This is a genomic window from Lentibacillus daqui, assembly GCF_027186265.1.
Taxonomy (GTDB): Bacteria; Bacillota; Bacilli; order Bacillales; family Amphibacillaceae; genus Lentibacillus_C; species Lentibacillus_C daqui.
Window position 1 is genome coordinate 3,131,356 of record NZ_CP114176.1, and the last position, 22,507, is coordinate 3,153,862.

18 protein-coding genes are annotated in these 22,507 nt (G+C 38.0%); 5 read left to right on the forward strand and 13 right to left on the reverse strand.

Features of this window, described 5'->3' with window-relative positions:
• Window positions 1-173 precede the first annotated feature (173 nt).
• Complete coding sequence (locus O2S85_RS15730; RefSeq protein WP_269410247.1) at window positions 174-1,598, forward strand: YfcC family protein; 1,425 nt, start codon at window positions 174-176, stop codon at window positions 1,596-1,598.
• A 202-nt stretch (window positions 1,599-1,800) separates the two neighbouring features.
• On the opposite strand, the gene O2S85_RS15735 is transcribed toward O2S85_RS15730, so the two are convergent.
• The 5 genes from O2S85_RS15735 to O2S85_RS15755 form a co-directional block, all read right to left on the reverse strand.
• Complete coding sequence (locus tag O2S85_RS15735; RefSeq protein ID WP_269410248.1) at window positions 1,801-2,883, reverse strand: YkvI family membrane protein; 1,083 nt, start codon at window positions 2,881-2,883, stop codon at window positions 1,801-1,803.
• Window positions 2,884-3,123: 240 nt separating this feature from the next.
• Complete coding sequence (menC, locus tag O2S85_RS15740; RefSeq protein ID WP_269412612.1) at window positions 3,124-4,236, reverse strand: o-succinylbenzoate synthase; 1,113 nt, start codon at window positions 4,234-4,236, stop codon at window positions 3,124-3,126.
• Window positions 4,237-4,258: 22 nt separating this feature from the next.
• Window positions 4,259-5,044 (reverse strand): GNAT family N-acetyltransferase, encoded by a 786-nt coding sequence (locus tag O2S85_RS15745; protein ID WP_269410249.1) that lies wholly within the window; start codon window positions 5,042-5,044, stop codon window positions 4,259-4,261.
• A gap of 266 nt (window positions 5,045-5,310) precedes the next feature.
• A complete protein-coding gene (locus O2S85_RS15750) occupies window positions 5,311-6,156 on the reverse strand; it encodes a MurR/RpiR family transcriptional regulator (RefSeq protein WP_269410250.1) in 846 nt (281 codons plus the stop codon).
• 203 nt (window positions 6,157-6,359) lie between these two features.
• A complete protein-coding gene (locus tag O2S85_RS15755) occupies window positions 6,360-7,157 on the reverse strand; it encodes a MurR/RpiR family transcriptional regulator (protein WP_269410251.1) in 798 nt (265 codons plus the stop codon).
• A 138-nt stretch (window positions 7,158-7,295) separates the two neighbouring features.
• Here O2S85_RS15755 and ptsG point away from each other — a divergent pair, with 138 nt between their 5' ends.
• Window positions 7,296-8,846 (forward strand): glucose-specific PTS transporter subunit IIBC, encoded by a 1,551-nt coding sequence (gene ptsG, locus O2S85_RS15760; RefSeq protein ID WP_269410252.1) that lies wholly within the window; start codon window positions 7,296-7,298, stop codon window positions 8,844-8,846.
• Window positions 8,847-8,863: 17 nt separating this feature from the next.
• Window positions 8,864-9,553, forward strand: a complete 690-nt coding sequence (locus O2S85_RS15765) for an N-acetylmannosamine-6-phosphate 2-epimerase (protein ID WP_269410253.1) — start codon at window positions 8,864-8,866, stop codon at window positions 9,551-9,553.
• 309 nt (window positions 9,554-9,862) lie between these two features.
• Here O2S85_RS15765 and O2S85_RS15770 read toward each other — a convergent pair whose 3' ends face one another.
• On the reverse strand, window positions 9,863-10,114 hold the full coding sequence (locus tag O2S85_RS15770) for a hypothetical protein (RefSeq protein WP_269410254.1): 252 nt from the start codon (window positions 10,112-10,114) through the stop codon (window positions 9,863-9,865).
• A 532-nt stretch (window positions 10,115-10,646) separates the two neighbouring features.
• Between O2S85_RS15770 and O2S85_RS15775 the strand changes: the two genes are divergently transcribed.
• Entirely contained in the window at window positions 10,647-11,078 is a 432-nt protein-coding gene (locus O2S85_RS15775; RefSeq protein ID WP_269410255.1) for a hypothetical protein, read from the forward strand.
• Window positions 11,079-11,484: 406 nt separating this feature from the next.
• Here O2S85_RS15775 and O2S85_RS15780 read toward each other — a convergent pair whose 3' ends face one another.
• From O2S85_RS15780 to xylA, 5 genes are all read right to left on the reverse strand, one after another.
• Window positions 11,485-12,213, reverse strand: coding sequence for a Fic family protein (locus tag O2S85_RS15780; RefSeq protein WP_269410256.1), 729 nt, complete (start codon window positions 12,211-12,213; stop codon window positions 11,485-11,487).
• 637 nt (window positions 12,214-12,850) lie between these two features.
• Entirely contained in the window at window positions 12,851-14,296 is a 1,446-nt protein-coding gene (nhaC, locus tag O2S85_RS15785; RefSeq protein ID WP_269410257.1) for a Na+/H+ antiporter NhaC, read from the reverse strand.
• 13 nt (window positions 14,297-14,309) lie between these two features.
• Window positions 14,310-15,461 (reverse strand): MalY/PatB family protein, encoded by a 1,152-nt coding sequence (locus tag O2S85_RS15790; protein WP_269410258.1) that lies wholly within the window; start codon window positions 15,459-15,461, stop codon window positions 14,310-14,312.
• Window positions 15,462-15,481: 20 nt separating this feature from the next.
• Window positions 15,482-16,981: a xylulokinase gene (xylB, locus tag O2S85_RS15795; RefSeq protein ID WP_269412613.1), complete on the reverse strand. Its 1,500-nt coding sequence runs from the start codon at window positions 16,979-16,981 to the stop codon at window positions 15,482-15,484.
• A 23-nt stretch (window positions 16,982-17,004) separates the two neighbouring features.
• Entirely contained in the window at window positions 17,005-18,330 is a 1,326-nt protein-coding gene (gene xylA / locus O2S85_RS15800) for a xylose isomerase (RefSeq protein WP_269410259.1), read from the reverse strand.
• A gap of 266 nt (window positions 18,331-18,596) precedes the next feature.
• Between xylA and O2S85_RS15805 the strand changes: the two genes are divergently transcribed.
• Complete coding sequence (locus O2S85_RS15805; protein WP_269410260.1) at window positions 18,597-19,784, forward strand: ROK family transcriptional regulator; 1,188 nt, start codon at window positions 18,597-18,599, stop codon at window positions 19,782-19,784.
• A 190-nt stretch (window positions 19,785-19,974) separates the two neighbouring features.
• Here the strand turns inward: O2S85_RS15805 and uxaC are convergent, their stop codons facing one another.
• Both uxaC and uxuA read right to left on the reverse strand, forming a co-directional pair.
• Complete coding sequence (gene uxaC, locus O2S85_RS15810; RefSeq protein WP_269410261.1) at window positions 19,975-21,393, reverse strand: glucuronate isomerase; 1,419 nt, start codon at window positions 21,391-21,393, stop codon at window positions 19,975-19,977.
• A 26-nt stretch (window positions 21,394-21,419) separates the two neighbouring features.
• Window positions 21,420-22,493, reverse strand: a complete 1,074-nt coding sequence (gene uxuA / locus O2S85_RS15815; protein WP_269410262.1) for a mannonate dehydratase — start codon at window positions 22,491-22,493, stop codon at window positions 21,420-21,422.
• Window positions 22,494-22,507 lie beyond the last annotated feature (14 nt).

Genomic DNA, 22,507 nt, shown 5'->3' on the forward strand with positions numbered 1-22,507 from the left:
TTGCAAGACATTATTAATAAAGGTTTCTATAGATCCAAAGTTTTTCCTTCAAAAATCTATTGACTTTGAAGGAAAAACTTTATTATAATTCAATACATATTTACAATTTCAGCAATATTTCGAGTGGTGTTGTTTATTCAAAAAACAAAATACCAAGTTGCAGGAGGATTTATATGAGTGTACATTCCAAAACAAAAAAGCCTTTGAAGCAAAAATTAAAATTTAAAATGCCTGATGCATATGTGCTACTTTTCTTTGTGGCATTAATTTGTGCTATTGCCACTTACTTTGTACCAGCAGGAGAATTTGAAAGGGTAACGAAGGGAACGGTCTCGACCACAATTCCAGGTAGTTACCATACTGTCAAACAATCCCCTGTTGGTGTTGTTTCATTTTTTACAGCGATTGGAAAAGGTATGGAAGCAGCTGCCCCTATTATCTTTTTGATACTTTTTACTGGTGGCACAATTGCTATCCTTGAAAAAACTGGTGCTATTGATGGATTGATTTTTCACGTTATTAACAGATTTCGAAAAAAACAACTTTTTTTTATTTGTATTGTGGCTGCCTTATTTTCAGTTCTTGGAACAACAGGAATCGTTGTAAACTCAGTCATCGGATTTATCCCTATTGGAATCATTGTTGCCAGAACATTAAAATGGGATGCTGTTGTGGGTGTGGCAATTATTTATCTTGGTGCCTATGCTGGTTTTAATGCCACCATATTATCACCGTCTCCTTTAGGGATTTCACAAAAAATTGCAGAACTTCCAATGTTCTCGGGTATTGGATTACGTACTGCCATTTATATTTGTTTCTTAATTGCTACTATTGTTTATATTTACTTGTATACAAAACGTCTCAAAAAGAAAGGCAGTGTACTTGGTAACGAATGGTTTCCGAGTAATGCCCTTTCTAGTAGTGATGATGCAGAGAGCACGCCTGCATGGACTATTCGACATAAGCTTATTATCGGGATAACAGCTTTATCACTATTAGGCTTTTTGATAGGTGCTTTATGGCTAAAATGGGACGATGCCGAAATGACAGCGACCTTTATTTTTATTGCCATTTTAGCTGGAATTATTGGTGGGATGAAAGCCAATGATATTGCCTCAACATTTTTGCAAGGATGCCAACGCTTAGTCTACGGGGCATTAATTGTTGGCATGGCCCGTTGTATATCCGTTATTTTAGAAGAAGGCAATCTACTTGATACGATTGTGAATGGACTAGCGCATCTATTACAAGGACAAGGTCCTCTCTTCGGAACAATTGGAATGTACATTAGTAGTATGGTTTTGCACTTTCTTATTTCATCTGGATCGGGTGAATCGGTTGTTTTCATTCCAATCCTTGCACCATTAGCAGACTTGATGAATATTACCAGACAAGTCACCGTGGAAGCGGTCATGCTTGGTGAAGGTGTCGTGAATTGTCTAAATCCGACATCTGGTGTTCTTATGGGTGTTCTAGCCGCCAGCGGAGTCCCGTATGTCAAATGGATCCGTTTTATGGCTCCGCTAGCATTAATCTGGTTTTTAATTGGACTTATATTCCTGACCATCGGGGTAATGATTCATTGGGGTCCTTATTAATAGGGATAAGACAGCACCCTTGACTCTTTACAATTCGTAATAGAGGAGGCATAGTTATTACCAACTATGCCTCTACACTAATATACCTTCCAGAGAAAGTGTTCATGTCCATAGCGATTAGAAACATGGGACGCAACACCCTTTTCGAAAATACTTGATAAAATTCAGAAAGTTCCTGGCATCCTCGCAATGTTCCTGTCCATTACATTACATTCTTCTTATAATCACCCTGACTATTTTTCTTCTTATTTCCTGAAATCCATGCAATCAAAATGGCCAAAATCAGTACCAAACCTAGATAACCCGTAACCGGATAGACAGTTCCAACCAATTCAGTGAAACCGACAAAACTGGCACAAAAGGAAAGTAGACTGATCACGACAACACTGCTCCTAAAACGCGGTGTTTCTGGCTTGATAAACCGGGCAGTAAAAGAATATAACATGCCAACAGCGGTATTATAAATCATGCCTAATAGAGCTATGGTCATCAACAATCCAATTACCGGAGACAATTCAGTTGCGAGAAATAATGTTGGCATTGCCATATCTTGAATAATATCAACATTGATAAATAATGCTAGATTGATCAAGAACAATAACAGACCAAGTCCCAGGCCTCCTAACAGACCGCCGAAACTTGCAACCTTTTTATCTTTTATCGTCCCTCCGATAATCGCAAGCATGGATAAACCAGCCGTAATATTATAAGAAACATACAATATTCCACCAATAAACCAATTGGGTGCAGCGGACGGCTGATTCTTTGAGATGGTGTCAAGCTGACTAAGGTTGATATCATTCGTGAAAATGGAATACACCGTGATCACAAAAATTAACAGCAGCAGTAGTGGGGTAATCATACTAATCAGGGAAATAACTTTTTTGACATTCAGACAAAGCGTAAGAATAACCAGGATAGTCAGGATGAATGCCCCAATAATTGGCGGAATACCGAATTGCTGCTGAAAAATAGACCCGCTTCCGGCAATCATCACAGATGCCACGCCAAATAAGAAAAAGGTAACTAAAATATCGATTCCACTTCCGATATACTTGCCACAAATTTGATAAATCACGGCTCTATGCGAAATAGTTTGCAAACGCGAACCGATTTGCAAAATCTGCATGCCCAAAAATGCAAATAATATGGCAGCGATCCCTGTTCCAACCAGACCACCCCAGCCAAAACTAGTAAAAAACTGCATGACTTCCTGACCCGATGCAAAACCAGCCCCAACAAGCAAGCCGATATAAGCACCAGCAATTTGTAAACTTTTTTTCAATGCATACACTCCCTTTTTTAAACATTCAGACATCTATACGAAAAAGAAAAACGTCGCTACCGCTTGCCAGCCAGCAACGACTTGAATCATTTTCCCGCAATTGATATTCAAAATCCCATAAAACACTATGGAATTTCTTTGTGGACCAGATTTGAGCACTCGGCATCTACTACATCCATTACTGTTCTAAGCTACACCGGCTCGAGCCTGGCCCCTTTTATCTTTGCATATATAACCAGCTTAAAAATCAAATACTTGTTCATCCACCATAAACTGTTTCAACGCTTCCTCATCTATCGCATAACCTAACCCTGGCGTTTGAGGTACATGTATCACACCATTTTCCACTTGTACTTCTGGCGTAATAATATCTTTTTCCCAGTATCTGGAGGAGCCCGCCGTATCTCCCGGCAACGTAAATCCAGAAAGGGTGGTCAACGCAATATTATGGGCTCGGCCAACTCCAGCCTCCAGCATACCTCCGCACCATACATCAATTCCATGAGACCGACAATAATCATGAATCCGTTTGGCCTCTGACAGACCACCAACTCTTCCAATTTTTATATTAATTATCTTGCAGCTACCAAGTTCAATTGCCTTTTTCGCGTCTTCAAGCGAATGAATGCTTTCATCCAGGCAGATTGGGGTACGCATATTCTTCTGCAGTGTTGCATGATACAAAATATCATCATGCGCAAGCGGCTGCTCAATCATCATTAAATTTAAATCGTCCAATTGCTTCAGATGATCCATATCTTTTAATGTATATGCGGAATTAGCATCAGCCATTATTGGTGTATCCGGAAATTGTTCACGAACCTTCCGAAGTACATCCACATCCCAGCCAGGTTTAATTTTAATTTTAATCCGTTTATATCCCTTCTTGATAAAATAATCCACTGTATCAATTAGCTCCTGTACCGATTGCTGAATCCCAATACTGATCCCGACATCAATTTCTTGTTTCTCTCCTCCAAGTGCAGCAGCAAGTGTCATATTATTTTGTTTCGCATACAGGTCCCAGACAGCTCCTTCTAAAGCTGACTTTGCCATATTATTCCGCTTAATTGGTTTAAAAAGTTTGGAAACATCGTCAGGATGCTGAAGCTCATTCTCCTGCAAAATAGGGATGAAAAAATCTTTCATCACATGCAAATTGGTTTCCACTGTTTCCTCACTGTACCATGGAACGGTAAACGCAACAGACTCGCCAAATCCCCTGTTACCATTTACGTCGATTGCCTCTGTAATGAAAAATGCCCGATCTTGCATAGTGCCAAAACTGGTTGTAAATGGATGCTTCAGCCGCATATTTAATCGTTTTAATTTCATCTGCTTGATTGGAACCATCACTGTTAATCCTCTCCCTGTCCTAATTGGTAAACACATAATAACTGTAGTCATGCGCAGCTTCGCGAATCAAATCGCTTGCCTGAAATCCATGGTCAAAAAGCTGTTGAAATACCTTCCTCGTCTCCAGCCGCCATTGTTTCGCAAGGGAAAAATCTGTTTGTTTTATTCCCTGAAAATGTTTTGGTATCGCCACAAAATAACAATCACCAGCCGCAAGATTCGCCGTTTCCAAGCGTTCTTTCACTATCGGATAGCCATTTTCATCGGCGTCTAGTAGAATGTGTTCCGCTTGTAACGAAACGTCGGGCTGCGATTTCTGATTGCTAATATCCCATTTAATTTGAATCCGGTCTGTCGGCAGTCCCTGATTGAATTCATCATTCATGGAGCCGTAATGATCCGCCTCATAAAGGGCACCAGTTGCTTGGAGTTTATGCAAGTTTAAATAGGCATTCCTGCTCTCCAGCGGGTCAAAGGTCCAGGTAATCATGCTGTATCCCATCTTCTTGGCAATCTCTGCTTGCTTCCATTTAAATTTTACTCCTAATCCGCTTGTTCGATATTCGGGTAAAATTCCCAGCATGTGGGAGCACAAATAAGGAGTACCCCGGTCAAATCCAGCAAAACTATATAAAAAGCCTACCATTTTCTCCCCATCATAGGCTCCAAGTACAATTCCGCCATGATTCAGCGCTGTAAATGTTTGATGGACGGGGATGGGATCCATATGCCATACCTCAGATTCAACCTCCTGCATTTGTTGGAGTTCGTCTATCGTTTCCAGCGTCTTTATCATTAAAGTCATTGATGTTCCTCCTCGCTGTATACCTTGACTATTTTCTGTAATGCATCGGAAAGGATAGTTACCACTATTGGAATAATCCTTCGATCAAATGTCATATTAGAATGATGCAAGCCAGGTTTTAAATCACAACCTACCAACACAGCATGGTCGCTTTTAACTCCGGCCGCTTAATGGTATAAAAATGAAAACCTTCCTTACCAGTAGTCGTAATCACCGGAGCTGTATTTCAAACTCAAGTTCTGTTTTAGTTTCCATCTTGCTCTTCCTCATGCAAAAAAATCTGTTCCATCAATCGCATCAAATCTTGTTGCGCGTTTTTGAAATTGTTCCGCATTTTTTAGCGAGATGGCTGAGATAATACTATTCGTTATCGACATCACGGTTGGTGCTACATCAAGGGTAGATCCCATGTTTAATTGTACATGTAGTGTTATACTTGCATATTTGGAAATTGGAGCAATTGGTGAATCCGTAAATGCAATTACAAATGCTCCTTGCCGCTTAGCCAGTTTGGCAATATGTATTGTTTCAACTGCATATCGATGGAACGAAAAAACGACTACAACACTTTTTGCAGTAAGTTCGCCAATGCGCAGTAAAATATCATCCATATTGGACTGAAACAATCTTGTATTTCCTACCACCAAATCAAGCGCAAAAGCAAACCAGCTCGCCAACGCATGCGACGTACGAATACCAGCAACAAGCGTTCGATCAGCAGAGGCAATTTTTGCTACAACTGTTTCAAGTTTTTCTTCTGATAATTGTTCCATGGTTTGTTGAATCGCTTGCAAATCATTCGCCATCAACGCTTTAACGGATGAAGCATGCGTTGTGTACGTTTCCGATTTCTTATCAACAAATTCAGATAATGTGCTTCTTTCGAAAAGTTGTTGCTGTATTTCTCCCTGGAAGGAACGATAACCGGAGTAGCCAAGTTTTTGACAAAAGCGTATGACCGTTGTCTCGCTAACCCCTATTAGTTTACCCGCCTCTGCTGCCGAATTCATTGCAAAAATTTTCGGGTCATCATATAAGTATGAAGTAATCTTCAGTAAATTGTTTGAAAAGGTATGTTGGTTTGCTGCTATCTTTTGATAAATAGATTCCATTGGAAGTCCTCCATAAAAAAGACAACGAAGCAAACCCTTCATATTTATTTCTAAAAAAGGAAATGCTTCAGAATTTAATTTATCCTATCACAAATTATGTGGTTTGACAACTGATTTTGTTGTTCGAACTATAGTGGTTCACGAGGAAATGACAGGCGTACGTTTCAGCTAAAAAGGAAAATCAGCCACATGTTAACAATTCCCTACCCATACTGCTTAACCGCTTTTATTGTCGTTTGATAATTTTCCATATACGTTTGATGACTTAATAATTTATACGTTAAAATATCCAGTAAAAACAAACCGGGTAGTTGTGAATTGATAAATTTTTCATCATCGATATATTTGTAACTGGATATTAACACGACTTCATTTGAAAACTTCGTCAGTAATGTATCATCATGATTCGTTACCGCCACTGTAAACACGTTATTTTCTTGTGCTAATCGTGCTGAATCGACTACGCTTTTCGTTTCACCAGTATTTGAGAAGCATAATAATACGTCATTTTCATCTAACAATGATGTCTCCATGATCATGCCATGCGCATCTGTTACGGATCTGGAATGAATGCCCATCCGCTCAATCCTGCTATTAAACTCATTGGCTATTAAGCCCGAGTTTCCAATTCCGCAAAACAAAACCCTTTTGGCATCCATGATTAAAGAAACGATTTTATTTGTTTGTTCTTCACTTATAAACTGCTGCGTTGACTTGATAATCATTTGATAGTAATGGTAAATCGTAGCGAATGTTCCCGCCGTATCAGGCATGTCGGAGGTTTCCCCGCCAACGGAAAACTTCATTTCCTGGAAAGAATTAAAACCAATTCTTTTGCAAAATCTGGTTATCGTTGCTGGCGATACCTGTATTTCTTTTGCTAAATCAACAATGGATTGATTTAAAATAATAGCTTTATGTTCCGACAAATAACCAATAATTTTCTTGTCATGTTCGGTTAAGCATGATTTAAATTTTTGAATTCTATTTTCAAAATTCATGTTCCATTCCCTTCCATCATTCCTTATTGCTATTTCCTTAATCATACCATTCTATGTGTGTTTAAAATAGTGGTAGATTGACAAAAATGAAAACGTTTGATAGTATTACGGAAAATATTTTCTTTGGAGGTGCATTTAATGAAAAATATTTTCGAAAAGGCTCAACAATTCGGTAAAGCATTTATGTTACCGATTGCTATTTTACCTGCAGCTGGACTTCTGCTGGGAATTGGCGGTGCCCTTTCCAATCCTAACACGGTAGATACATATCCCATTCTTGATCATGATTGGTTACAGGCAATTTTCACTGTGATGAGCGCTGCAGGTGACATTATATTTTCAAACTTGCCGATTCTCTTTGCTATTGGACTTGCAATTGGCCTGGCAAAATCCGATAAGGGTACGGCTGGTTTAGCTGCTCTACTTGGGTATTTAGTGATGAACGCTACCATCAATGCGATATTAAACATCACGGGTAATTTAGCCACTGATGACTTATCCGCTGCTGGTCAAGGCATGGCATTGGGTGTTCAATCACTGGAAACAGGCGTTTTTGGTGGTATTATTGTGGGGATCATGGCTAGTTTCCTGCATACCCGCTTTAACAAAATAACATTACCCCAATTTTTGGGTTTCTTTGGTGGATCCCGTTTTGTACCAATTATAACCTCGTTTTCTGCTATTATTCTTGGTGTGATCATGTATTTTGTTTGGCCATTGTTCCAAAACCTGATATTTAATATTGGCGATATAGTCAATGCAACCGGTTATATTGGAACATTTTTCTATGGCTTTATTTTACGCATGTTGGGACCATTTGGGCTGCACCATATCTTCTATTTACCTTTTTGGCAAACAGGATTGGGTGGCTCGTTAGAAATTGCTGGTCATTTAGTACAAGGTACACAAAATATCTTTTTTGCTCAATTAGGCGATCCGGAAACAGAAAAGTTTTTTGCAGGTACTTCCCGCTTCATGTCCGGACGTTTCATTACCATGATGTTTGGACTACTTGGCGCAGCATTTGCCATTTATCGAACTGCCAAACCAAAAAATAAAAAAGTCGTCGGAGGATTAATGCTATCCGCAGCGTTAACTTCCTTCTTAACAGGAATTACCGAACCCCTGGAGTTTTCATTTTTGTTCGTTGCACCAGCACTCTATGTCGTACATGCTATATTTGATGGCTTTGCCTTTATGCTCGCACATATTTTTCAAATTACTATCGGACAAACATTTTCTGGCGGTTTCATTGATTTTGTGTTGTTTGGAATACTACAAGGGCAAGAAAAGACAAATTGGATTTATGTCATTCCGATCGGTATCATTTGGTTTTTCCTATACTACTTTACATTCTCATTCCTGATTAAACGGTTCAATTTTAAAACACCTGGACGAGAAGATGAAAAAGCAGGAAAGCCTGCAGTTAATCAATCAGGTGGTGGAACAAAAGAAGGACGCCCCTTTGCCATTATTGAAGCTCTTGGTGGAAGGGAGAACCTTGTCGATGTTGATAACTGTGCAACCAGATTACGCGTAACCGTTAAAAATAGTGACATAGTCGATAAGGATGTATTATCACAAACTGGAAGTAAGGGCGTTGTCATAAAAGGCGGCGGTGTTCAAGTTATATATGGCCCGCAAGTTTCTGTCATTAAAAATGAAATAGAAGAAATACTTGAAAATTAGATTAGGAGATGTAACCCATGTATTTACCAAAAAACTTGATTGTATCCTGTCAAGCACTCGAGGATGAACCACTCCATTCTTCATTTATCATGAGCAAGATGGCACTGGCTGCTTACCAAGCCGGGGCAAAAGGGATTCGGGCAAATTCAAAAGCTGATATTCTGGCAATCAAAAAAGAAGTTGATCTTCCTGTTATTGGGATCGTAAAACGGAACTATGCCGATTCTGATGTTTATATAACCGCTACCTCCAAAGAAATTGATGAATTAATCGAAAGTGGATGTGACGTCATCGCCATGGATGCTACCGTTAATCCAAAACCAAAAGAGACGTTGAAGGAATTAGTTAACTATGCAAGAAATCAAGCGCCCAATGTAGAATTAATGGCGGATATTTCAACGGTTGAAGAGGCAATCAATGCTGAAAAACTTAAATTTGATTACATTGGAACTACTTTACATGGCTATACAAGCTATACAAAAGGTGAAAAATTATACGATCATGATTTTTCCTTTTTAAAAGACGTCCAGAATGCAGTTCAAACCCCGGTCATTGCAGAAGGGAACATAGCAACTCCCGAAATGCTAAAAAGAGCATTTGAATTGGATGTATACGCGGCTGTTGTCGGTGGGGCGATTACACGGCCACAGGAAATTACGCGTAAATTTCTCTCGGAGATTGAAGGTTTGGTGAAGGGTAAGGAATAAAATATTTAGGTTGGAGTGAGTTGAGGGCATTTATAGGTTTATTCAATGTCCTCAACTTAAAGGTATTTAAAATATAAAATTTACGTTCCTTCCACTTCCTTAAATAAAATGGTGCGCCAAGTTATCGACTATCGAAAACCTTCAACCAAGTTTCCATATTATCGACTAAGAGCCACCATTGTATGAAAATGATATCACAATGAATCCTGACCTCGTCTACCTAAATGTTAGGTATCAGAACTAATTTAACGTTTTTGTTTGATAAGGCAGGGAAGGAAACAGGTTACATAAAGCCATATTTACCAATAACTAAAATTCAACATCAGCGAAATCATCATAATTTACATCATGTGGGATTGCATTCTCAACCATAAGATCACGCAATGTAGTTATCACTATAGAAACATCCATATCCAATAATTCTTCATTGTAATAATTAGATTTAAAGTATGGAACATTTCGAACAACGTATTCACAATTTGCAATCCGCCAATCAACGTCCTTTCTTAACATAGTTGGTTCGTTTTTCATTAATTGAACCCCCTTGTTTATGGTGAGCATCTGCATTCATCCCTTCATAATGCATTCTATACATATATATAATTTCAACCCCTATATACACATTTTCAAGGCTTTTTATTCCCATTACTTTTTTTGGATCGTTCAACTAACTTCGTCTTATATTCAACCATTCTTTTCGCAAGTTCGTTATTAATGGCAATTCCCTTTATATCGTCATTTTTTGGCGAAGACCTCTAAACCATTTCGGCAATCCATCCGCCCCAAAAGTCAACAATTAATTCGAAAAGTTAAGTCACTTTAGAAAATCGGTTTCCCAAATGTCCGTTTAGTTTCTATTCATGGTTTAACTCCGGCATATGAATTTTTTGGAGAAGATGCTTCGTTTAGTTTTTTTGGAACCTGTTGCTGATCAAATTTCACAACCCTTTTCACCCATTGATACGGTGATGTATTAGCAATCCGTCCATTAGGATATACTTTGTTTATAGGGGCGTACCATTGCAAGAATAGTACAGACGGGTGAATATTGCAGTTTGAAAGTTCGTTATCGCTACCAGGATCAGTTGCTAGGATGACGAAATTGACAAATACGGTGGACCTAAAAGTCATTGACCGATTTTTGATCGTCCGGGGTTTGGTTCCACTCCCCCGACATAGTAAAGAGGGATTTACCATGATTGAAATACTATCAATTGCATCTATCGTCACATTTATGTTTTTGCTTAGGGATAAAAATAAATATGAGACAGTCTACAATGGAGATGAATCAAGTGTAGGCGAAGCAAACGAATATTATTGGCTTCTGAGAAACAACAAAATCCCAGTTAAGTACCAGATTCCATACAACTGGGAAAATTTTTATCAATTCGGATACAAAGAAAGCCCGATATATCTTAAGGTAAGTAAAAAGGATATAGAAAAAGCAAGGCAAGCGATGATGTATTATCGGCTAGAGAAAGCGAAAATGGAAAGAAATATGGAAGCGAACAGAAATAAGTTGTAGATGCCTTACGCTTAGCATTGTTTCTCCGGGAGTGTGCGTGCAAGTCACAGACACGAAGTCGGGGGCTAGCAAACTACATCTTGTCATAAATTATCTCCCGCAAAAAAGCCCTGTAGAAAAAACATCCACAGAGCCAACTATCCTTATAACATTTTACTGTTGCTACCTATTATTTTATACTACTAAACCAATTCCTTAAACCGCTCCACCACATCTTCCACCGTAAATCCAAATTTTTCAATCACTTGATCTCCAGGACCTGAAACACCGAATGTATCGATGCTCATGACAGCACCATGACATCCGGCATACTCCTTCCTAAGCCCGCCACGTCTTTTATATCTTCGTCTATTCCACCTCTTGGGGGGATTAGCGATGGTGGAGAAAAAGCCCACTAAATGAAAATTTACTTTACAGCACTTAAATACAAATCTAAAGAATCTTCTACTTCCTTCGCGACTAACTGAATAAAGTCATCATAAACCTTTTGAGTATGCGCTTTATCTAAGGCTTCATAATAACCTAATCGATTTTCTACTTTGATGACAACCGGCGGAAACCCATCTTTCATTAACTCCAGATTCAATAATAACCGGGCTGTACGACCGTTGCCGTCAATAAATGGATGAATTCCCACAAAGATTGCGTGTAACATCGCTCCACGGGTAACCGGATGCAGTTGTTTCGTTTCTTGTTCATACCAATTCATTAATTTCTCCATTTGTTCCTTTATAAGAAACGGGGCTGGTGGTGTATGCTTTGCACCTGAAATGAAAACCTGTTGGTCACGATAATTTCCAGCATATGCATCATTAATGCCTTTTAGTATTAGCCGATGCAAGTTTTTTATTTGCCATTCTGACAGTGACTCTTTACGTCGAACCATTTCTTCCACATACGCAATGGCATCACGATGATTAATAACCTCCAAGTGTTCACGCATTGTTTTTCCACCAACTGTAATACCTTCCAGCACGACTTTCGTTTCATTTAATGTTAGCGTGTTTCCCTCGATTGCATTTGAGTTATATGTCCATTCAAGTAATAGCTTTTCTCGTAAACTTCTTAATGTATACTTTGGCAAAGGACGTTTTGCATCAAGCCGTGCTTTCTTTTCATCAATTTTTTCAAACATCTCATCTCACCTCTCAAGGATACCAGCATACTTTCGATAAAATAGATTTTTATCATTTATATAATAGGGCGATATATTGTCATTGATTCGTTTTTATCTAAGTTAAATACCTGCATTATGTAATTGATAACATCGGAGTAAAACTTCAATTTCAAGTATATTATAACATAAGATGTGCAACTTTTATTATCCATTGCTATCAGTAGCAGAGAGCAAACTGATATCTTCTGCCTTACAGCGCAACGTCCATTTATTTACATTTCAATTATACTAAGGCATGGATGTCAACTAGTTAACAAAGGGGCAATATTTATGATCAAGAAACTATTAAGGTGGATAAGTGTAAAATGAATCAGCTTAGCAACGGATTAATACCAATAAGCCTGAATATGTACGATGATTCTACAAAATTAAAAAAATTCCCCTAAGTTGAGGGGCTAAAGTACATGGGTAAAGTCCATATACCTAAAAGCGCTTGGTATTTCAAAATAACCCAAATCGTTCCTTTAAAACGAATACCCACTATACAATAAAGGGTTAGTTAAAAACCCCATCTATTACCAGATGAGGTTTATTCAGCATGACTTTTTAATTTTCTTTTAACAAGATATGAAACCCTTTGTATTTCAGTCTCCCCCTAGGCGCTCTCCCCAGTAGTTTTGTGTTCACTTTCATCACTACCCAATTTAGCTATCCCAAATCCCGTAAATGCCCATATAAGTGCAAAGATAATTCCCGAATAATTTAGTACGGCCCATGGTAAATAGGATAACGTAGATACCCCTAATGTCCCGGCCATATACGCCCCTGCAGCCGTCCATGGCAGAATTGGTTCAATAATCGTAGCAGAATCTTCAATCGTTCTTGATAAATTCTTCGGGTGTAATCCTCTTTTAATATAAGCATCTTTTAATGCTTCACCGGGAATTAAAATAGAAATTTGACCATTACTTGTTACACCAATAGTTGTCAAGCATGTAACAATGGTGCTTGCGATTAAGCCGAATGTGCTTTTTACTACTTTTAACAGATTATTAATAATCACATGAAGCGAGTTGGAGACCATCATGGTACCCGCAAATGCAATGGCAACAATTGCTATTAGCAACGTGTTCATCATAGACATCATACCGCCACGATTTAGCAATGTTGGTATATCCTCAATAACATTTGATGTATCGAACCCTGAAACCATGGAAAGGTCAAAACCGTTCAACGTTGATACAATAACATCATTTAATGAAAATCCTTCAAATATCATTCCGTTAGCCATCGCCACAAATGACGCCAGTAACATGACTGGAATGGTTGGTTTCTTACGTATTGCCCCATATAGAACAATAATAAGCGGCAAAATATACAATAAATTCCAATCATAGATCTGGTCTAACGTATCCATAATTTCAAAAACACTATCGGGGATTACACCTTTACCATCAGATATCATAAACCCAGCTATTAAATAAACAATTCCAGCCACAACAAAGGATGGCACAGTAGTATAAAGCAAATGTTTAATGTGATCATATAAATTTACCCCAGTTGATAAGGAAGCCAAGTTAGTTGTATCGGACAGCGGCGACAGTTTATCTCCAAAATAGGCACCAGAAACTACAGCACCCGCCACAGCACCTAAATTAGTATCCATTCCAATTGCCACTCCCATAAATGCCACGCCAATGCTTCCAGCGGCACCCCAGGATGTTCCTGTGAAAATAGCAACTACAGACGTAACAATAAAGGCGGTTACAAAAATATACTCAGGGGATATGATCTTCAGCCCATAATATATTAACATTGGAATTGTTCCACCAACCATCCAGGCACCTATCATGAATCCAACAGTAATTAGGATCAATATCGCCGGCATAACTTTCCCTATTTTCTCTGAGACAGATTCCATGATATCGTCAAAGCTATAACCGAGATATAAAGCAATAACTCCTGCTATTAAAGTAGATACAAGAATCAAAGGCTCGGCAGGAAGATCATAAATCCCTATGCCCAGACTAAGTAGTACAAGCATGCTGATGACTGGCACTAATGCTAACAACAAACCTGGTTCTCTTTGCACCTTTTTCATATTGTTCTCCCCCTCATGGATGTGTCGATGCAATTCTATCTAAAGCCTCTTCTAATTTTTTTCTTGGAATTGCTACATTTATTCGGATAAAACCTTTTCCATCATCTCCAAATGAACTCCCCATGGAAACAGCCACTCTCGCCTTTTTAAAAAGCCATTTCCTTAAATCGCCTTCATTTAGGTCGGCTTCTCGACAATCAATCCACATTAAATAAGTGCCTTCCGACTGAATAACGTTAAACTTGGGGATATGCGCTTCTATATAGTTTTTTGCGAATTGATAGTTCTCCTTAATATAACTTTTTAACATTAACAACCAGTCATCACTATATAAATAAGCTTGCGTTAGAGCTGGAACAGCAAAATAAGTTGGATTATGAATACCAGCCTGTTGCAAATTCATTTTGAACTTTTCGCGTAAATGACGGTTAGGAATAATAATATTGGAAATCTCCAATCCTGGCAGATTAAATGTTTTCGCTGGAGACGTACATATAACTACTTGGTTCATAATGGACTGTATTTTTCCTATTGGTATATGGCCTTTGGAAAACGCAAAATCTGCATGTACCTCATCAGAAATTAATAGTACATTATATTTAACACATAAATCGGCTAGTTTTATTAGTTCCGACTCATCCCAAACCCGTCCCACTGGATTATGCGGGGAACAAAGTATAAATGCTTTAGCCCCACAGGAAAATTTGCGTTCCAAATCATCAAAGTCCATTTCATAATGACCGTTTAAATACTGTAATGGGCTTGTCACAACCAGGCGCTCGTTTAATTCCACGGCATTTTTTAGCGGACTATAAAAAGGAGATTGGATAACAATTTCATCACCCTTTTGCGTATTATTCTGAACAAACAAAGATACTGCTTGGACAATGCGTGGGCAAAATACAACCCAGTCTTCAGAAATGCTCCAGTCGTAACTTTTTTTCATCCACATTTTAACAATCTTTTTGTAATCACCTGATAAATTCGTATAACCATAAATACCATGATTTGCGGCATCCACTACCTTATTGATAATTTCAGGCGAAGTCCGAAAATCCATATCCGCCACCGATAAAGCAATAGTATCCTCCGCATTTGTATCCTCAACAGCTTCCTCCCATTTTGCTGAATTTGTGTTTTTCCGACTTACAAAATGACCAAACATGTTGAAATCACCCTTTTCTATTAGTTGCGATGCTTCATTAACTTTTTATGCAATGAAACGGTTGACGGATAAATTTCTTTATATAATCCAAATAACTCTTTATATGTTTCCACATTTTTTTCATTCGGAGTATAAACCTTATCTTCTTTCAAAAACCTATCTGCACATTCATTTAATGAGCTAAACCATCCACATCCATAAGCCGCTAACATTGCTGCCCCCATACCCGGACCCTGTTCACTTGATAATTTAACTATGTTTGCATGAAAAATATCCGCTTGCATTTGTAGCCATACTTCACTTTTGGCTCCACCGCCGATCGAAATGATGGTATCTATTTTTTTACCATTTTCCCTAAAAATCTCAATGGTTTCATTTAAGGAAAAAGTAATCCCTTCCAAAACCGCACGAATAAAATGTTTACGTTCATGGGAAATATCCATTCCAGTAAAACTGCCGCGTATCGATGCATCAACATAAGGTGTCCTCTCACCGGTGATATATGGGGTGAATAATAAACCATTTGAACCAGGAGGAACTGATGCTACCTCTTCTAATAGTTCATCGAAATCTTTTTCTTTAGCAAATATATCCTTAAACCAGCTCAAACTGTTTCCCGCAGCAAGGGTAACACCCATTGTGTAAAAAACATTTGGCGCCCCGTGATTAAAATAATGCACTTTTCCTTCGAAGTCTTTATCCCCTTTTTCCTCATAAGATAAAGCTACACCAGAAGTTCCAGTACTTACTAACGTCTTTCCATCTTCTAAAATTCCTGCACCAATTGCCCCGCATGCATTATCAGCTCCACCGGCAAACACCCGTGTTAATGCTGATAATCCGGTTGCATCAGCCAGTTCCGGCGTTATTTTCCCTACCTCTTGGTGTGAATCTACCAAAGGAGGACAGAAATCATAATTAATATTTAATCGATTACAAATCTCCTGACTCCATTGTTTTTCTGTAACGTTCAATAGTAACGTTCCCGCTGCATCGGAATAATCCATATGCAATTTCCCAGTTAGTTTGTACCGTACATAGTCCTTTGGTAACACAAACTTTGTTGCCTTATGAAACAGTTCAGGCTCATTTTTTCTAACCCATAATATTTTGGGTAGCGTAAAACCCTCTAGTGCCGGATTTTTCGTTATCTCCAGTAAACGTGCCTTACCAATCACATCGTAAATCTCTTGGCACTCAGCAGTAGTTCGGGTGTCATTCCAAAGGATGGCATTTCGTAACAAATGATTATTTTTATCAAGCAGTACCAAGCCATGCATTTGTCCGGAAAAACTGATTCCCTCAATATCTGCAGGATCCCCATCAAAATTCTTGAGAAGATCAGACAGCCCGGCAACTGTCTGATCTACCCATACGTTAGGATCCTGCTCACTATACCCAGTCTGTTCCTGAATCAATGGATAAGCTTTTGATACTTCTTGTGTTACTTTACCGGCCTGATTTACTAATAAAAGCTTGACAGCACTGGTTCCCAAATCGACGCCAATAACATATTTCACCATAAACCCTCCTGACAAAAAGGTCATTTACCTGCGTACGCTCGCAGTAAATACTGATTAATAGTGGATTTTATTTGTTCCAATCTACCAGACACATTGTTAATCTCAGTTAGCCCTAATGCATACTCTTCCAATTGATGAAAATCCGTGTTGCCTTCCACAATATCTTTACCTATCCCTTCTTTGTAACTTTTATACCGATTCTCTACCATGCCTTCCAGCACGTTGTCGTCGATTAATGCTTGTGCAACCTTTAATCCAACGGCAAAGCTGTCCATCCCGGCAATATGTGCAAGGAATAAATCTTCCGGTGTAAAAGATCCACGACGTACTTTTGCATCAAAGTTAAGCCCTCCACGACTTAGTCCACCATTTTTCAATATTTCATACATCGCAAGCGTGGTAGCATATAAATCCGTTGGAAATTCATCCGTATCCCAACCTAATAAGGGATGTCCCTGGTTTGCATCAACAGAACCTAACATGCCATGAATACGAGCATACCGAAGTTCGTGTTCGAATGTGTGACCAGCTAATGTTGCATGATTTGCTTCAATATTAAATTTAAAGTAATCTTGTAAGTCATAGTTTTGCAGGAATGCATATCCACTTGCCACATCAAAGTCATATTGATGGGTGGTTGGTTCTTTCGGCTTTGGTTCGATAAGAAATTGTGCGTCAAAACCAATTTCTTTCGCATAATCAACCGCCATATGGAAGAACCGGCCCAAGTTATCCATCTCTAGCTTCATGTCCGTATTTAGAAGTGTTTCATATCCTTCACGGCCACCCCAGAACACATAGTTTTCAGCACCTAATTCTTTACCAATTTCGAGACCCTTTTTCACTTTTGCCGCGGCATACGCAAACACATCCGCATTACTTGACGATCCAGCACCATGTACAAACCGCGGGTGACTAAAGTTGTTTACGGTATTCCACAGTAGTTTTGTTTTACTATCTTTCATATAATCTTTGATCATGGCAACAATAGTATCTAAATTTTGGTTCGATTCCCTTAGTGAGGATCCCTCCGGTGCAATATCCACGTCATGAAAACAAAAATAAGGAACATTTAACTTCTCAAAAAACTCAAATGCTGCCTCCACACGTGCCTTTGCTAAATTCATTCCTTTAAATTTATCCCATGGTCGGATGGCAGTTCCCATGCCAAAAGGATCAGATAAATCCTCTGTAAATGTATGCCAGTACGCTACACCGAAACGTAAGATTTCCTCCATTGTTTGTTCACCAATTTTTTCTTCAGGATTATAGAATTTAAATGCGTATGGATTGTTTGATGTTACACCCTCATACTTGATTTTGTTTATATTGGAAAAATAACTCATGATATAATCCCCTCTCGTCATCATTATTAAAAGTTATTACAGATGTGCAAATTCATTACAAAACTTTGTTTATCTAGTAAACTAAGTTTAACGCCAACTGGAAACGTTGTCAAACACAAATTAGTATTAGATATGGTAAAATCATGGTAACTGGACCATTTAATATATATTTAATTGTGTTAAATGTATACTTTGTTATAATGGTAAAACAAACACCTTACCAGATATAGAAATTAATTAATGATAACTGTTGGGGAGAAGGACACATGAATTCACTACGCACTGGCAATCAAAACCTAGTAAAGCAAATTAACAAATCCATTGTTTTTAAATGTATCGAGAACAAAGGACCTGTATCCCGAGCACAAATTTCCAAGGAGACTGGTTTGAATAAAGCAACCGTTTCATCCATGGTTACGGAACTAATCAATGAATCGTTTGTATATGAAATTGGATCCGGCCAATCAAGCGGTGGGAGAAAACCGGTGATGCTATATTTTAATAATCTCGCTGGTTATTCGATTGGAATCGATTTAGGTGTCAATTATATTTTAGGCGTTCTAACAGATTTAAGAGGCACGATTATTGAGGAAACAACCATATCAATGAATGAAACAGCATTTGAATATGTGTTGGAAAATATCATTTTCGTTATAGAAGACTTAATAGACAAAGCCCCAAACAGTACGTATGGAATTGTAGGAATTGGGGTTGGTGTTCCAGGTAACGTAGATAAAGATGATAAAATCCTTTTTGCACCAAACCTTCATTGGAAACAAGTGGATCTTAAGCTAATGATTGAAAATAGATTTCGTATTCCTGTAACGATTGAAAATGAAGCAAATGCTGGCTCCCACGGCGAACGTTTATATGGTGCAGGGAAAAACATCTCTAACTTAATCTATATCAGTATAGGTATCGGAATTGGTACAGGGATTATTATTGACAATCAACTTTACACAGGGGCATCTGGAATATCGGGGGAGATGGGGCACGTCACCATTGATGCAAACGGAAGAAAGTGCTCTTGTGGAAATCGTGGTTGTTGGGAATTATATGCATCCGAGAGTGCACTATTAAAAGAGGCCAAAACTGAGAATCTATTGAGCAAAGAGGATGGAAGTAATTTAGGCTACCTGATTGACGAGGCACAATCGGGCAACCCAGTGGTATTACGAGTATTAAATCAATTAGGGGAATACATTGGTATTGGATTAACAAATATTATTAACACATTCAATCCAGAGGTTGTCATTATAGGAAATCGGATGGCACAATTTGAACAATGGATTGCGAACCCAATCGATAATATGTTGAGTGAAAGACTTTCCACTTTTCACAAAGAAGGTACAGAAGTCAGATTTTCTAATCTAGGAAAGCACTCATGTGCAATTGGAGCCGCTTCTTTTTCTGTTTCTAAGTTTATGGATGATAAGAGGGTTACTGTGCGGTGAATAAGGTGTAATGAAGTTCTATAACGGAAAAAAGGGTATGGCTCCCCTATTTTCCGTTTTATATTTCAATGAAATGGATTGATATTCACTCTCATCCAACAAGTTTTTTAGTAACTACAGAGTTCTTGTAAACGTCAAATAACCCTCACCTTATTTACTGTTTACCATTTAATATTGATTTTAACGGTAATTAATCATCGAAAAATCCAAAATATCGGTAGGCATTATTATAAGAAATATCTTCTACTATTTTTCCAATTTGATCTTCATCGCTTGGAATTTGCCCACGTTCAGCCCATTCACCAAGCAATTCACAAAGAACTCTGCGAAAATATTCATGACGTGGATACGACAAAAAACTACGAGAATCGGTAAGCATTCCTACAAAATTCGGAAGTAAACTTACTTCAGCAAATGCTGTTAATTGATTCCTCATTCCAGTTCTAGTGTCGTTAAACCACCACGCCGACCCAAGTTGGAGCTTTTGCACCATATCTTTTTGGAACGAACCCAAAACCGTAATCAAAGGAATCCAATCATTGGGATTTAAGGAGTACACAATTGTTTTTGGAATGCTATCACTTTTTTCTGCACTAGCAAATAAACATCCAAGATCTTCCGCTAAACTTCCATCCGTTATGGCGTCAAAGCCAGTATTCGGACCTATTTTATTGAACATAGTTACATTTAAATCACGATATGCTTGTATGTGCAACTGCATGGTTACTTTTTTATCACGATAAATTTTCATTAGTGCTTTTAAAAGTGCAGTTTTGTATTTATTAACTTCAGTTGAAGAAATTGAGCCAGTACCATCCAATGCCCTTTTTACAATACCATCCAATTCTGCATCTGTGGTCTCAATATAAGTATACTGTTCCAAGCTGTGATCAGATAATACTGAGCCAACTTCATAAAAATAATCCATTCTTTTTTTTAGTGCGAGAACAATACTGTCAAAATCATTAATATTGATACCCGAAGCGTCACCAAGCTGATCCATATAGGAGATAAAACCTTTTTTCTCAATGTTTAACGCGTTATCCGGACGAAAGGTCGGCAATACTTTAAAGCCAACGTCTTCTTTACTGAGTAAATTATGATAATGCAAATCATCTACCGGATCATCCGTTGTACAAACTACTTTTACATTAAACTTCTTAACTAAATTCCTTGGTTTAAATTCATTTGAATCTAATAATTTATTTGATTTCTCCCAGATTTCAAAGGCTGTATCCCGGTTCAACACTGTATTAATTCCAAAATACCTTCTTAACTCTAAATGAGTCCATTCATACAGGGGATTACCTACTGATTTTTCAATCGTTTCGGCCCACTTTAAGAACTTTTCGTAAGGTTCCGCATCACCTGTTATATATCTCTCCGGAACACCATTGGCTCGCATTAATCTCCACTTGTAATGGTCACCAATGTTTCCTTCACCAATCCATGCCTGCGAAAGATCATTAAACTTCTTATTTTCATAAATCTCTTTTGGACTCAAATGACAATGATAGTCAATAATAGGCATTTTTGCTGCATGATTATGAAATAGCTTACGAGAAAAATCTGTTGTTAACAAGAAATCTTTATCCAAAAACACAATCATCACTCCCTTTCATAATCTTACGATGTTTAAGCCTCAGATTTTGCTACTGCTTCCCACAGGCCATTCAAGTATGCAATTCCTAGAGCACGATCATAAAGTCCATAACCTGGTCGGCCATTTTCACCCCATATCATTCTTCCATGATCTGGTCTCATATATCCGTCAAAACCCACATCATAAAGAGCTTTCATAATTTCATACATATCCAAAGATCCCATGCTAGATAAGTGGGCAACTTCATGAAAGCTTTCTTTATCGGTGAATTTTATATTTCTACAATGAGCAAAAGCAATCTTATTTCGGTCACCGAAATAATGAATTATGGAAGGTAAATCATTATTCGGATTCTCTCCCAAAGATCCTGTACACAATGTCAAGCAATTGCTAGGGCTATCAACCATCTGTATAATTCCTTTTAAATCCTCAAAGTTTTTAACTATTCTTGGTAAGCCAAAAATACTTTTTGGAGGATCATCGGGATGAATCGCCATCTTAATATCACATTCTTCGCAAGTTGGAATGATGGCCTGTAAAAAATATTTGAGGTTTTCTCTTAATTTATTTTCATCCACGCCTTTATATTTCTCAAATAAGCTTTCTAACTCATTTAGTCGTTCAGGTTCCCAACCTGGCATCACAAATCCATTGGAATTATCCGTTAATGATTTAACCATAATATTTGGATCAATTTGATTAATAATTTCCTGATCGTATGATAGCACTGTTGAACCATCTTCTAATTCATAGGCTAAATTAGTTCTTGTCCAATCGAAAATCGGCATAAAGTTATAGCATATAACTTTAATTCCATATTTCGACAAGTTCTTAATCGTTTCAATATAATTTTCTATATATTTGTCACGGCTCGGTAAACCTATTTTAATATCATCATGTATATTAACACTCTCAATTACTTCAAGTGTTAATCCCGCTTGTTCAACTTGATTTTTTAGTGTTCTAATTTTATCTTCATGCCATATTTCACCAATCGGAACATCATAAAGTGCGCCTACTACACCTTTAACATTTGGGATTTGTCTTATTTGTTGCAATGTAGTGTTATCATCATTTTCACCATACCATCTCATTGTCATCTGCATGAATTAACATCTCC